A 12,800-nucleotide genomic window follows, 5' to 3' on the forward strand; every position below is an offset into this window, starting at 1 on the left:
AGAGAAGAGGAGAGTTTTCTCATTCATTGAGTGGAAAGGTTATTCAAGGAATTAAAGAACTAATTCCTTGAACAACCTTTCTAAAGTATTATCTAAATCTGTAGAGAATCCCGGATGAGGACGGGATACTTGAATACAGGAGCTTTTTACCGCAGTCAGCCACCGGAAGCGGTCCGGAATGTCCATATTGGCAATAACTCCTCCTTCTTTATTTCCCTGACAAATCTTGTCGAAGACTTTCAGCCCTTCTATCAGACAGTTGATGTCCAATTCGGAAGAAAACAGTTTCAGTTTGTTTTCATCTATTGTATAAAGAGACTTTAGATATTTGCACCGTTTGGAAAACAGTACAATACCTACATTAATAAATTCCTCACGTTCTACTTTAGGAACGAAACGGATAACTGCGTATTCATATAAGTGCCTTTCTTGCATTTTGCGCTTCATTTACAAATATTTCGGAATGCTTGATCCTTTCTTCTAAAAATTGAATATAAACATCTCTCAAGTCTTGCGGAGTTTTCTGTCCTTCCGTCCAGTTCAGCCAGTCGTCAGGGACGGCATTGACTATCTCTCGTATCTTGTCATCGGTAAGTAGTTGTTTGAATGTTGCGTCTACTTCTTCCAGCTGATCGGCAAACGGCAATAGTACATGATCTTTTATTTGTACGAACGGACTAAGTGCGTGTTTCTGCCAATTCGTCCACGAATGATGGAAATAAAGGGAAGCTCCATGATCGATTAACCACAATTCTTTATGCCACATCAGCATATTCGTATTCTTGATTGTACGGTCTACATTGGTCAATAACGCATCCAGCCATACAATTTGCGAAGCAGTTTTACCGTCCACCTTATGCACAACAGGGTCGAACGTCAATGAACCGGACAGGAAATGCAGACCCATGTTCAACCCACGGCTCCATTGCAGTAAATCCTGTATTTCTTCATCCGCTTCTGTCCGCCCGAAAGCCTCATCCAGATTCAAAAATATAATCTCCGGAACTCTGAATCCCAGTGTACGGGCTATTTCTCCCCCTATCAATTCGGCAATAAGGGCTTTAGTCCCATGTCCTGCTCCTCTGAATTTTACGACATATTTAAATTCATCATCCGCTTCAGCCAAAGCCGGCAATGACCCTCCTTCCCGCAAGGGAAGAATATATCTTGTTACATTTGCTGTACGTAAATCCATATCACTCCTTTCTTAAATTGAGAATAAAGATACAACGTTTTTATGGAATAGTCAGTGAAAGGCTTCCTATAATAATAGTTTTTTGTATTTTTCGGTTGAGTATACTTTCTTCCTGCTACGTATTATATAAAACAATGATAAATGAATTAAACATGAAACTACTTCGATTTTTGGTGTTTGGAATAATGTCCGTTATTCTGTTACCCAGCAATATGGCAGCCGAATGGCAGTGGTCTGTACAGCTGCCAGGTATTATTTCCAACGAAACGAACGATCATCCGCAAGCATTCTTGTGGATACCTTCCGATTGTACTCAAGTGAAAGCTGTGATAATAGGCAATCATAATATGACAGAGGAGACTTTGTTTGAAAATTCTCTATTTCGTGAAAGATTATCAGAAACGGGTATAGCACTGATATGGATTACCCCTGGATGGGATCAAAGATGGGATATAACTACCGGATGTCAGGAAGCCTTTGAAAAGATGATGGAGGATTTTGCGAATGTCAGCGGCTATAGTGAATTGAAATATGCGCCTATTGTCCCTTTAGGACATTCGGCAATGGCTACCTATCCGTGGAACTTCGCAGCATGGAATCCCGACCGCACATTAGCCATTATCTCTTTACATGGAGATGCGCCGCGCACTAACCTTACCGGATATGGTCGTGACAATATGGAGTGGGGGAAACGTACGATTGACGGCATCCCTGGATTGATGATTGAAGGCGAATACGAATGGTGGGAAGACCGTGTAAATCCGGCTTTGGCATTCCGTATGATGTATCCTAAAAGTTGCGTCTCTTTCCTTTGCGACACAGGACGAGGACATTTCGATATAGCCGACCGCACCGCTGGTTATATTGCGTTGTTCTTAAAGAAAGCACTGGAATATCGTATGCCCGCAACGTATGATTTGGATAAGCCTGTGGAATTGAAGAAGCTGAATCCGCAGAATGGCTGGCTTGCCGAAAGGTGGCATCCGAATCAGAAGAAACGTGCAAAAGCTGCTCCTTATAAAGAGTATAAAGGAGACTCGCACGATGCATTCTGGTATTTCGATAAGGAAATGGCTGAAATGACGGAAGAACGCTATCGCCGGGAAAGAGGGAAGAAACCACAATACTTAGGTTTCGTACAAAAGGGGCAATTACTCACATATAATCCCAAATCCCATGTGAAAGTTGCCGCCCGTTTCCTGCCGGAAAAAGACGGATTGACTTTTCATCTGAAAGCTGTATATACGGATAGCTTGCATACTGCAATTTCTGACGAACATTCGCTCACTTCTCCTGAAATAACCCGTATCTGTGGCCCGGTTCAGAAAGTGAACGACACAACCTTTACTGTCCGTTTCTACCGTATGGGGATGTACAATAAGCGTCGTACGGGAGATATTTGCCTTCTAGCCGGTAATGACGGTGACAAGCACTATAAAAGCACAGTTCAGGAACTTAGTTTCCGGATTCCCTATCGCAATACGGAAGGTAAACGCCAGCATATTCTTTTTCCGGGCCTTGACGATGTGAAGAAAGGCACGGAAACTATCTCTTTACATGCAACTTCCGATTGCGGGCTACCCGTATATTACTACGTGAAAGAAGGACCGGCAGAAATAGAGGGAAACAAGTTGGTATTTACTCGAATTCCCCCACGCAGTAAGTTCCCGTTGAAAGTGACTGTGGTGGCATGGCAATATGGATTGGCAGGAGAAGTACAGACTGCCGAACCGGTAGAACGGAGTTTTTTCATTTATCAATCGGCAATTGATAAATGAAAGATTATGGAACTATAAGTTGGAATTCGTATTTTTGCATTGAGTGTTAGGCTGAACTTATTCGTATCCTATAAATATAAGGATATTAAAAATGATTATGAATAAGAAATCTTTAGTTGTAATCGCATTATTGGCAGTATCGGCTATATCGTCGGCTCAATCTGTATACCCCGGACAGCACCAGGGGAAAATGAAAAAAGAGACAGTGGCTCCTGTTCGGGTAGAAAGTTTTGATTTGAAGGACGTCCGTTTATTACCGAGTCGTTTTCGTGACAATATGTTGCGGGATTCCGCATGGATGACCTCTATCGACGTAAGTCGCCTATTACATAGTTTCCGGACAAATGCCGGAGTCTTTGCTGGTCGTGAAGGCGGTTATATGACAGTGAAAAAACTTGGTGGCTGGGAATCTTTGGACTGTGAACTTCGCGGACATACTACCGGACATCTGCTTTCGGCTTACGCTTTGATGTATGCCGCTACCGGAAGTGAGATTTTCAAGCTGAAAGGGGATAGCCTTGTCAACGGGCTGACCGAAGTTCAGAACGCTTTGAAAGGCGGATATTTAAGTGCTTTTCCCGAAGAACTGATAAACCGTAATATCCGGGGAAAGAGTGTTTGGGCACCTTGGTACACCTTGCATAAGCTTTATTCCGGTCTGATAGACCAATATCTGTATGCGGATAATCAGCAGGCTTTGAAAACAGTGACCAAAATGGGCGACTGGGCTTATAACAAACTGAAACCACTTAGTGAAGAAACCCGCAAACTCATGATACGCAATGAGTTTGGAGGTGTCAACGAATCATTCTACAATTTGTATGCTATCACAGGAGATGAACGTTACCGTTGGTTGGCCGAATATTTCTACCATAATGATGTAATTGACCCGTTGAAAGAACTTCGGGACGATTTGGGAACCAAACATACGAATACGTTTATCCCGAAAGTCATAGCCGAAGCACGTAACTATGAACTGACAGAGAATGAGACCAGCAAAAAGCTCTCGGAATTCTTCTGGCATACCATGGTTGACCACCATACTTTTGCTCCGGGATGTAGTAGTGATAAGGAGCATTTTTTCGACCCGAAGAAATTTTCTAAACACTTGACCGGCTATACCGGAGAAACCTGCTGTACTTATAATATGTTGAAGCTTAGTCGTCATCTTTTCTGTTGGACGGGCGATTCATCTATTGCCGATTATTATGAAAGGGCACTATATAATCATATCCTGGGACAGCAAGACCCGGAAACGGGAATGGTCACTTATTTCTTACCCTTACTTTCGGGTTCACATAAACTGTATAGTACCAAAGAGAACTCTTTCTGGTGTTGTGTCGGCAGCGGATTCGAAAATCATGCTAAATACGGAGAAGCTATCTACTACCACAACAACGAGGGAATCTATGTAAATCTGTTTATTCCTTCCCAAGTCACCTGGAAAGAAAAAGGATTAACCCTTCTCCAGGAAACGGAATTTCCGAAAGAGGAAACGACCCGGTTTACTATTCGTGTCGAGAAACCGGTTCGCACTACTGTTTATCTAAGATATCCTTCATGGAGTAAAAAAGCGGAAGTTCTTGTGAACGGTAAAAAAGTAGCAGTAAAACAAAAGCCGGGTTCTTACATCGCTATCACTCGTGACTGGAAAGATAATGACCGTATCTCGGCTACTTACCCGATGCAGATTGAATTGGAAGCCACTCCCGATAATCCGAATAAAGTGGCTTTATTGTATGGCCCGTTAGTGCTTGCCGGAGAACGGGGTACGGAAGGTATGCAGGCTCCCGCACCTTTCTCTAATCCAGCTCTTTATAATGATTATTATACTTATAATTTCCATGTGCCTGCCGATTTGCGTACCTCATTGAAAGTAGATATGAAACATCCGGAACGTACTTTGCAGCGTACAGGAAAAGAACTGAAATTTATAACAGAACAAGGAGATGTGATTCGTCCGCTTTATGATTTGCATCATCAGCGTTATGTGGTATATTGGGATTTGCAGTCGAAATAGAAAAATTTAAGAACGAATTACACGAATTACGCGGTTTTATAATTATAATTGCATCAAACAATAGCGTAGTTCGTGTAATTTGTGTTTAATACGAATTTAATAGATAACGAAAATGAAGGGAAGATTATTAATCGTAATTTTTATAAGTATCTGTTTTATTGCAGGTTCCTGCAATGTATCATCCGTACAAGGGAGTCGTTATAACTTCTCTTCATTAGATTCTGTTATTCAAGGCTGGGTGAGTAAAGAGTACTATCCAGGTGCTTCTATCTGTGTAGTAAAGAATGATTCTGTCATTTTTCAGAAGAACTATGGTAGCTATACTCCTGATACAAAAGTATACGTAGCCTCTGCCGGAAAATGGGTGGCGGCTGCTGTTATCGGAGCGGTAGTGGACAGTACCAGTTTGGACTGGGATGACCCTGTGGAAAAGTGGTTGCCGGAATTTAAGGGAGATGCCAAAGGAAAAATCCTTTTACGACAACTGTTATCTCATACTTCCGGAGTGCGTCCCTATCTTCCTGAACCGCGTGTAGATAATTACAATCATTTGGATTCTGCCATTATTGAAATATTGCCGTTAGATACGGTTTTTACTTCGGGAAGCCGGTTCCAGTATGGAGGGCTTGCCATGCAGATTGCCGGAAGAATGGCGGAAGTGGCAATGGGGAAGGAGTTTGAAACTCTCTTTCAAGAACTATTGGCGCAACCATTGGAAATGAAAAATTCTCATTTTACTCCGATAAATACAGATGGCGGACATGCCCCGATGTTAGGTGGTGGTCTGTGTACCACCTTGAACGATTATATTCATTTCCTATCTATGATTTATCATGATGGAATGTATAACGATAAGCGGATTATATCAGCAAAAACTGTAAAGGAAATGCAGGCCGACCAAGTGAAAGACGCAATAATCCCTTCGAATAACTCGGATAATTATGTAGCGAAAGGGCTAGGACAATCCCACAATGGAATCTACGGATTGGGAGAATGGCGTGAATTAATCGATAAGAAGACAGGTGAAGCTTATCAGATTAGTTCACCAGGATGGGCTGGCGCTTACCCGTGGATCAATAAACGGGAGAATGTTTATGGCTTCTTTATTGCTCATGTAGTCGGTGCTTCCAGTAAAGAAGATGGTTTCTCGTCTTTTTATGGTAGTCCTGTAATTTCGAGAACTGTTTCAGAGATTGTAAAGGGACATCCGTTGGTTGTGAAACAAGGCCGCGTTGAAGTGGGCAACGGTTCTCTTTACTATGAGGAAGCCGGCACAGGTGCTCCCGTCATCTTTGTTCATGGTCATTCTTTGGATCATCGTATGTGGGATGAACAATTTTCCGTACTGGCAAAAAAATATCGTGTGATCCGCTATGATTTGAGAGGATATGGCATTTCGTCTTCACAAACGGAAGACTATCAATTCACACACGCTGGAGATTTAGTTACTTTGATGGATTCTTTGCACATCAAGAAAGCGCATATCGTCGGACTTTCTTTAGGTGGGTTTATTACTGCTGATATGTTGGCGTATTTCCCTGACCGAATGTTATCTGCTTTTTTAGCCAGTGGAAACATTCGGAAATCGAAAGGTCCCAGTGAACCGATGACTCCGGAAGAAGCAAGAGTACGTGATAAGGAGATTGCTGCTTTGAAAGAGAAAGGGGTAGATGTGATGAAGAAAGAGTGGTTTGAAGGATTGATGAAGTCAGGAGGAAGTCAGCGGGAACGAATGCGTGAGTCTCTATGGCAAATGATCGATGAGTGGGATGCGTGGCAACCTTTACACAAAGAAGTACGGGTGGTAGCTGGTTTGGATGCCATCGAGAAATTGAAAAAGAATCATCCCGATGTACCTGCTTTAATTGTTGAAGGTCATTCTTCCGGCAACCGATTCTCAAAAGAACCTCCCATTTTACAATATCTTCCCAATGGAAAACTGAAAGTAATTGACGATTGCGGACACATGCTGAATATGGAACGCCCGGAAGAATTTAATGCAGCATTGGAAGAATTTTTGAAAAACGTTCAATAAAGAATAATATTGTAACTGATTATATATAGAATAGACTAAGTACCATGAAACAAACTATTATTGCTGTTATCTGTTTTTTTTGTGTTTCTTCATTATATATACAAGCACAAAAAATAAATCATCCTTCATTACTGTATACTCCACAACGCATACAGCAAGTGAAACAGCGTATGCAGCATGAACCTAAATTGCAGGAAGCATGGGGAGATATTAAGAAAACAGCCGATGAAGCTTTGCAAAAGAAAGATTTTAATCGATTAGACTATTTGTCGTTAGCTTATTTGATGACTGATAATAAGGAGTATGCAGACGCAATCAAAGAAATCCTCCTGAAAGCTGTGGAAGCCGAATCATGGGGAGATGTGGAAATGATGGCACGTATTCCTGCATGGCGTTCACAACTGGGTATGGCTCATAAGAGTTTTCTTTCCGCAGTGGGGTATGATGCTGCATACAATGTCATGTCTTCTTCAGAAAGAAAAAAGATAGCCGAAGGATTGAAACGGTTAGCCGTGGAACCGGCATTGGGAGACTGGTTGTTGGAGCCGACCCGTATTCACTCATTGAATTCGATGGGACATAACTGGTGGACCTCCTGTGTTTGTCAGGGTGGAATATTGGCTTTGAGTCTTCAAAATGAACTTCCCGAAGTAAAAGAATGGGTGGAGCAACTTCACGAATCACTTCCTGAATGGTTTGATTTTGCCGGTGATGTATTGCAACAGAAAGCAAAGAGTTTTGATGAGGCTGGTGGAATGTATGAAAGTCTGAATTACGCCAACTTTGGTATTCAGGAAGCTTTGTTGTTTAGGATCGCTTGGATAAATACTCATCCCGGACAGAATCCGGGTGATATTCCTCAATTGGCAAAATTGCCGAGTTACTTCTCACAAGTCTGCTATCCGCGTACAGGTATGCTGCATAGTTTGAATTTTGGAGATAGCCATAAAAATGTATCGGCAGAATCCAGCATGATGTTATTGTATGCATTGGGGGTGAAAGATCCAACTATTTTGTGGTATATAGCCCAGGTGGAACAAGGACAACATCGTGATGGCTTTTTCCTGAATCGTCCCATGGGCTTCCTTTACACTCCTGATTTGAGTAAGGCGCCCGCTGTCCCTCAACTGCCGACTTCTCAATTATTTGCCGATTTTGGTTGGGCTACGATGCGTGATTCGTGGGAAAAGGATGCTACGATGCTGGCTGTAAAAAGCGGTCATACATGGAATCATTCTCACGCAGATGCCAATTCATTTATTGTCTTTCATAAAGGGGTAGATATTATTAAAGACGGGGGAAACTGTTGGTATCCTAATCCTGCTTATCGGAATTATTTCTTTCAAAGCCAGGCGCATAATGTAGTACTGTTCAATGGCGAGGGACAACCCCGTGAGCAGCAGTACAGCGGTTCTACTTTGAGAGGATATTTACATCATCTTTTGGATGCGGGAAATGTGAAATATGTCCTGGCTAATGGAACAGGTCCTGTATCTAATAATTTCAGTCGTAATTTCCGCCATTTCCTTTGGATGGATAATGTGATTTATATGATTGATGATTTAAAGACGCATAAGGTCGGCTGTTTTGAATGGCTGTGGCATACCAACGGGACTTATAAGAAGTCGGGAGTTGACGTGAATGTGACGAATGGTAATTCTTCCGTTGTGATTCGTCCTCTTTATCCCCGTTTGCTTGCTAAGTCTGATTTTGTACACGACTATCCGGAGGATTTGTATTGGGAAGAAATACAGGCTCCAACTGAAGATTTGAAAGGTACTGAAACCTATTATTCATTCCATTTGCCGGCAGAAGTCAATCGTGTAAAAGGGCTGACAGCTATTATATTAAAGGAGACTCCCAATGAAAAAGACTTGCCACAAATGGAACGGCGGGAAGGACAAGATTGGATTGGACTTCGTATCCGTCACAAAGGTAAAGTGACTGACTTGTATATTAACCAGTTGGCAGATGGCAGACTGATGCACAGCAACTCATGGATTATGCCGGACGGCTGGATGACAGATGCCTATATGTTTGCAGTTTCTTATCCCGAAGGAACGGAAGCCAAAGACGCCAAAGATTTCTTTATCTGTCATGGCAGTGCATTAAGGCGCGATAAGGAAACCTATTTTTCTTCTTTGGCTAAGTTGTTTGTCATTCAAAAGGAAGAAGATAAGAAACTCAATCTTTGGATAGACGGACAGCCGAAGATAAATGCCAGTTTCAGGAGTAAGAAGAAGCCTGTAAGAGTAGAGGTTAATAATAAGAGAATTCCTGTTGTGTATAAACAATCCCAATTGAGTATAAAGCTGGTAGATTTAGTTATATCTCAAAAGTCCACACTGTAATATTTTGTAAACCAATGATTTATATTCCGACATGTTTTTATTAAGGAACAAATTAGGAACAGAAACACAAATTATCGCATTTTCCTGTTTTTTTGTTTGCACTACCTTTCTTTCTCTTCACTTGTTCGTACTTTGAGCATTTTTCCAAACCTTTTTGCTCGATTTTCATTCTTTCGCGAAGAGTTATTGTTTCTGTATTCATTAGCGAAAAATCGCAGCCAAAAGAAAAAAGGAGCTAATCTTTTTTTCAAGGAACATTGTTTTTTGCAAAGGTAGCTATTTCCCTCGAAACACATATACAGGCAGCCCAATATATCTGCCTATATTTAGTTTACTTTAGTTTAGCATATATATAGGCTAATAGACTAAACTAAACCTTTCCCAAACGACCTCCCCATACTTTTATATTTGCAGTCAAAAGAGAAGATAGTCACACCGATATTTTCTCTTTTCGCTGCAATCCCCTTTTATTCCATAGTCCCATTTACAGATTACCCATTGCAGGTGTACTCCCACATTCTTGCATATCGACTTTCAGGCTGCCTGATGAGAATTGTGTCGCAAAGGTACTTGTCATGGCTTTCTTGTATTCAAGGTCACAGCCTGACGGTTCCCGACAAAATCTCCACGCTCCGCTTTGCAGAGGTCGTATTTGGTCGTGAAACCCTGCATAAAGAGCCATAACACCTTTTGAGGCGACATAATTTTCAATCAAGCCCGAAAGTAGCTGAAATGCTAAAAGAGGGAAAAATAAAAAACTTAAAACTTAGGATTATGGCAAATTACGCAACAAACCTTTTCTTCGCAACTACAGAGAATGAACAAGACCTTGATAAAATAGAGGTTTTCTTGAACGACAATTTTGGTGACTGTTATCTTGAACGTGCTGATGACGCTTTGGAGGGCGAGTTTTCTTCTCGTTGGGCTTATCCAGAGGAATTGATAGACGAATTGGTAGCATCTTTAGAGACTAAAGATAGTATCTATATTCGAGTTCTGACATATGAAATGGGATGCGAATATGTTAGCTTTCGGACATACTCACAAGGCAAATGGCATATCAGGTTATGACTGTAAAATGACATGACTATGTACGAATACGAAGAAGATAGCGAAATTATCGGTGCGCACTGCACCCTGCTTACCCCCTATAAAGGCTATACCGAGGGAACAGTTGTCGGCGACTTCGGCAATAAAATAGTGGTACGTCTGAACAGTGGCAAGGAGGTGGTCGAGTACCGTGATGAAGTGATTATTTACGATTAAATACAAGAGCGATGCAACAGGTAGCAATGAAATTCGTCCAATGGGACGTACCCGAATTAGAGAAGCTGAAAGACAGCAGGGTTTACCAATTACGGGAACAACTTGATAACGGAGACAAGTTGAGCCGTGAAGACAAGAACTGGATTACCCGAAACGTGAAAGAGTGCATCCATTTCAAAAGAGGTATCGCATTGATGGGCTACTTCTTTGATTTCTCCGATGTTCTCAAACGATATTTCGTAAAACAGCACGGACATATCGCCGAGTATTACGCCATTGCCAAAACAGCGTTGCGCTCTGTCCTGTATGGTCGAATAGAAGACATAGTAGAAGTATAATTAAAATCAAAGAAACATGAAAGCAACGATTGAGCATAGCTTTTGTCCTTATTGTGACGAGGTAACAGAACTCTACTTCCGTATCATCAACACGATTCTTTTCTCCACCGATGAAGCGGAACTGCGTACCGGCATGGAACGCCTACAAGAAAAAACACGCCTTGATGATTATTTCGTCTTCGGCTATGGCAAGCATCATCTATGGGTTTGCCAAAGACGTCCCAGTAATCAAAAAAAGATTTTCGAGCATCGGGTAATCATGGCAGAATTTTGATGATACAGGCAGGAACGGGATAATCTTCCATTCCTGCCATGCCGCATTCCCTTTTTTACATTTATCTCTCTCTTTTGGCTGCGCCATATCCTTTTGTAAAAACCAGCCATTCGTGAAAAGCTGCCGTCCGCTTTTTCCGATAAGCCGGGTTCTTTCCTTTTTCCCTTTTGTCCCCTTTTCTTTCTGCCGGACGGGAACATGGCAGCACCCCGATACCCCGTTCCGCCTTTTGTCGCCACTTCGTTGATATTCCCTTCTGCGGTACCGCAACCTGTTGTCAGTTCAGTGTTCTGTTTGTAGCCACCTCAATTCAGTCCGACCGAATTACACGAAAATCCCTGCCGATTCTGCGGACTTACAGCCGAAACGCGCACCATTGTGCCGGTGGATGGATTGCACTTTCACTTCCCCTGCAACTACGGTTTCCCGCTCATTTTCAGAATAGTTTTCCGTCGAAGTCATCATCATTTTCCGATGCAAAGATAGTATGCAGACGGGAACGACTTTGGAAGTCTTGACCAATGGCACAGCCGTACAATCTTCCTTTATCGAGCCTTCCGGTTTTGCCTACGGACAAAAATAAAGAGTATTGATGCGTCCGGCCTTGGTGCATCCCCTTAACTGCACCTACTTTTTGAGGCAGCGTAAAATTGATTTAATAACTTCTAAAAACAATTCATTATGAAAAAGATTGAAAACAATTTCGTAGTAACCGGTTTCGTAGGAAAGGATGCAGAAATCCGTCAGTTCACCAACGCAAGTGTAGCACGTTTCCCTCTGGCAGTAAGCCGACTGGAGAATAATGGCGAGGAATCCAAACGCGTTTCCGCCTTTATGAATTTTGAGGCGTGGCGTAAAAACGAGAACACCGGGTCGTTCGACCAACTGACCAAGGGTACGATGCTGACCGTCGAGGGGTATTTCAAGCCCGAAGAATGGAGCGACCAAAGCGGCGTGAAACACAACCGTATCGTGATGGTCGCCGTCAAGTTCTATCCGCCCGTCGAGAAGGAGGAAACTCCTGAAAAGCCGGCCAAACCAGCGAAAAAAGGCAAGAAATAATCCTTGCCTTATCACGACAAAAGCGGCCTTCGGGTCGCTTTTGTTTTACTCATTACAGTGTTGTTGCACCATCTGTATTTTATACTCTACTTGTTCTCTTTTACCGCATTCAGAAATGCTTTGGCAGGTTTGAATGCAGGGATATTGTGAGCGGGAATTTTAATTGTCGTATTCTTCGAAATGTTCCGGGCCATCTTTTCAGCTCTCCGTTTGATGATAAAGCTGCCGAACCCACGCAAGAACACCTCGTTTCCCGCAACCATCGACTCTTTTACATTTTCCATGAATGATTCCACCACAGTCATCACAACCGTTTTCTCTATTCCGCTCTGCCGTGAGATCTGAGCGACAATTTCCGCTTTTGTCATATTGTTCTTGATTTTAATGAATACGGTGCAAAATTAACAAATATCCGCCTGTTATAACAATCCAAACTTATTTGTCATCCCGAAAGCTGCTTTTACTGAATCCGCCGAAGACG

14 protein-coding genes are annotated in these 12,800 nt (G+C 42.2%); 9 read left to right on the forward strand and 5 right to left on the reverse strand.

The window, feature by feature from the left end; translation table 11 throughout:
- Positions 1-51 precede the first annotated feature (51 nt).
- Complete coding sequence (locus tag KTR06_RS03255; RefSeq protein WP_004316036.1) at positions 52-435, reverse strand: DUF3037 domain-containing protein; 384 nt, start codon at positions 433-435, stop codon at positions 52-54.
- Complete coding sequence (locus KTR06_RS03260) at positions 413-1,195, reverse strand: HipA family kinase (RefSeq protein ID WP_120067416.1); 783 nt, start codon at positions 1,193-1,195, stop codon at positions 413-415. Before KTR06_RS03260 ends, KTR06_RS03255 begins: the two co-directional genes overlap by 23 nt.
- A gap of 152 nt (positions 1,196-1,347) precedes the next feature.
- Here KTR06_RS03260 and KTR06_RS03265 point away from each other — a divergent pair, with 152 nt between their 5' ends.
- From KTR06_RS03265 to KTR06_RS03280, 4 genes are all read left to right on the forward strand, one after another.
- A complete protein-coding gene (locus KTR06_RS03265; RefSeq protein WP_120067450.1) occupies positions 1,348-2,973 on the forward strand; it encodes a hypothetical protein in 1,626 nt (541 codons plus the stop codon).
- 91 nt (positions 2,974-3,064) lie between these two features.
- Positions 3,065-4,993: a glycoside hydrolase family 127 protein gene (locus KTR06_RS03270; protein ID WP_120067415.1), complete on the forward strand. Its 1,929-nt coding sequence runs from the start codon at positions 3,065-3,067 to the stop codon at positions 4,991-4,993.
- A 112-nt stretch (positions 4,994-5,105) separates the two neighbouring features.
- The gene (locus tag KTR06_RS03275) at positions 5,106-7,028 is read left to right on the forward strand and encodes an alpha/beta fold hydrolase (protein WP_004316032.1); all 1,923 of its coding nucleotides are present in this window, start codon (positions 5,106-5,108) and stop codon (positions 7,026-7,028) included.
- A 44-nt stretch (positions 7,029-7,072) separates the two neighbouring features.
- Positions 7,073-9,379 (forward strand): heparinase II/III family protein, encoded by a 2,307-nt coding sequence (locus KTR06_RS03280; protein WP_217289960.1) that lies wholly within the window; start codon positions 7,073-7,075, stop codon positions 9,377-9,379.
- A 484-nt stretch (positions 9,380-9,863) separates the two neighbouring features.
- Here the strand turns inward: KTR06_RS03280 and KTR06_RS03285 are convergent, their stop codons facing one another.
- Entirely contained in the window at positions 9,864-10,061 is a 198-nt protein-coding gene (locus KTR06_RS03285) for a hypothetical protein (RefSeq protein ID WP_157443250.1), read from the reverse strand.
- Positions 10,062-10,153: 92 nt separating this feature from the next.
- Between KTR06_RS03285 and KTR06_RS03290 the strand changes: the two genes are divergently transcribed.
- The 4 genes from KTR06_RS03290 to KTR06_RS03305 are packed head-to-tail and all read left to right on the forward strand — an operon-like array spanning position 10,154 to position 11,257.
- Positions 10,154-10,450 carry a hypothetical protein gene (locus tag KTR06_RS03290; protein ID WP_008669461.1) on the forward strand — a complete coding sequence of 99 codons (297 nt, stop codon included), beginning with the start codon at positions 10,154-10,156 and terminating at the stop codon, positions 10,448-10,450.
- A gap of 18 nt (positions 10,451-10,468) precedes the next feature.
- The gene (locus KTR06_RS03295) at positions 10,469-10,645 is read left to right on the forward strand and encodes a hypothetical protein (protein ID WP_008669460.1); all 177 of its coding nucleotides are present in this window, start codon (positions 10,469-10,471) and stop codon (positions 10,643-10,645) included.
- An 11-nt stretch (positions 10,646-10,656) separates the two neighbouring features.
- A complete protein-coding gene (locus tag KTR06_RS03300; protein ID WP_217289961.1) occupies positions 10,657-10,983 on the forward strand; it encodes a molybdenum ABC transporter ATP-binding protein in 327 nt (108 codons plus the stop codon).
- 16 nt (positions 10,984-10,999) lie between these two features.
- A complete protein-coding gene (locus tag KTR06_RS03305) occupies positions 11,000-11,257 on the forward strand; it encodes a hypothetical protein (RefSeq protein WP_005680032.1) in 258 nt (85 codons plus the stop codon).
- A gap of 324 nt (positions 11,258-11,581) precedes the next feature.
- Here KTR06_RS03305 and KTR06_RS03310 read toward each other — a convergent pair whose 3' ends face one another.
- Entirely contained in the window at positions 11,582-11,785 is a 204-nt protein-coding gene (locus KTR06_RS03310; protein WP_032941545.1) for a hypothetical protein, read from the reverse strand.
- 153 nt (positions 11,786-11,938) lie between these two features.
- Here KTR06_RS03310 and KTR06_RS03315 point away from each other — a divergent pair, with 153 nt between their 5' ends.
- Positions 11,939-12,319, forward strand: coding sequence for a single-stranded DNA-binding protein (locus KTR06_RS03315; RefSeq protein ID WP_005680031.1), 381 nt, complete (start codon positions 11,939-11,941; stop codon positions 12,317-12,319).
- An 86-nt stretch (positions 12,320-12,405) separates the two neighbouring features.
- Here KTR06_RS03315 and KTR06_RS03320 read toward each other — a convergent pair whose 3' ends face one another.
- The gene (locus KTR06_RS03320; protein WP_257205083.1) at positions 12,406-12,699 is read right to left on the reverse strand and encodes an HU family DNA-binding protein; all 294 of its coding nucleotides are present in this window, start codon (positions 12,697-12,699) and stop codon (positions 12,406-12,408) included.
- Positions 12,700-12,800: the final 101 nt, after the last annotated feature.

Source organism: Bacteroides sp. MSK.20.12 (genome assembly GCF_019052435.1).
In the GTDB taxonomy this organism is placed as follows: Bacteria; Bacteroidota; Bacteroidia; order Bacteroidales; family Bacteroidaceae; genus Bacteroides; species Bacteroides xylanisolvens.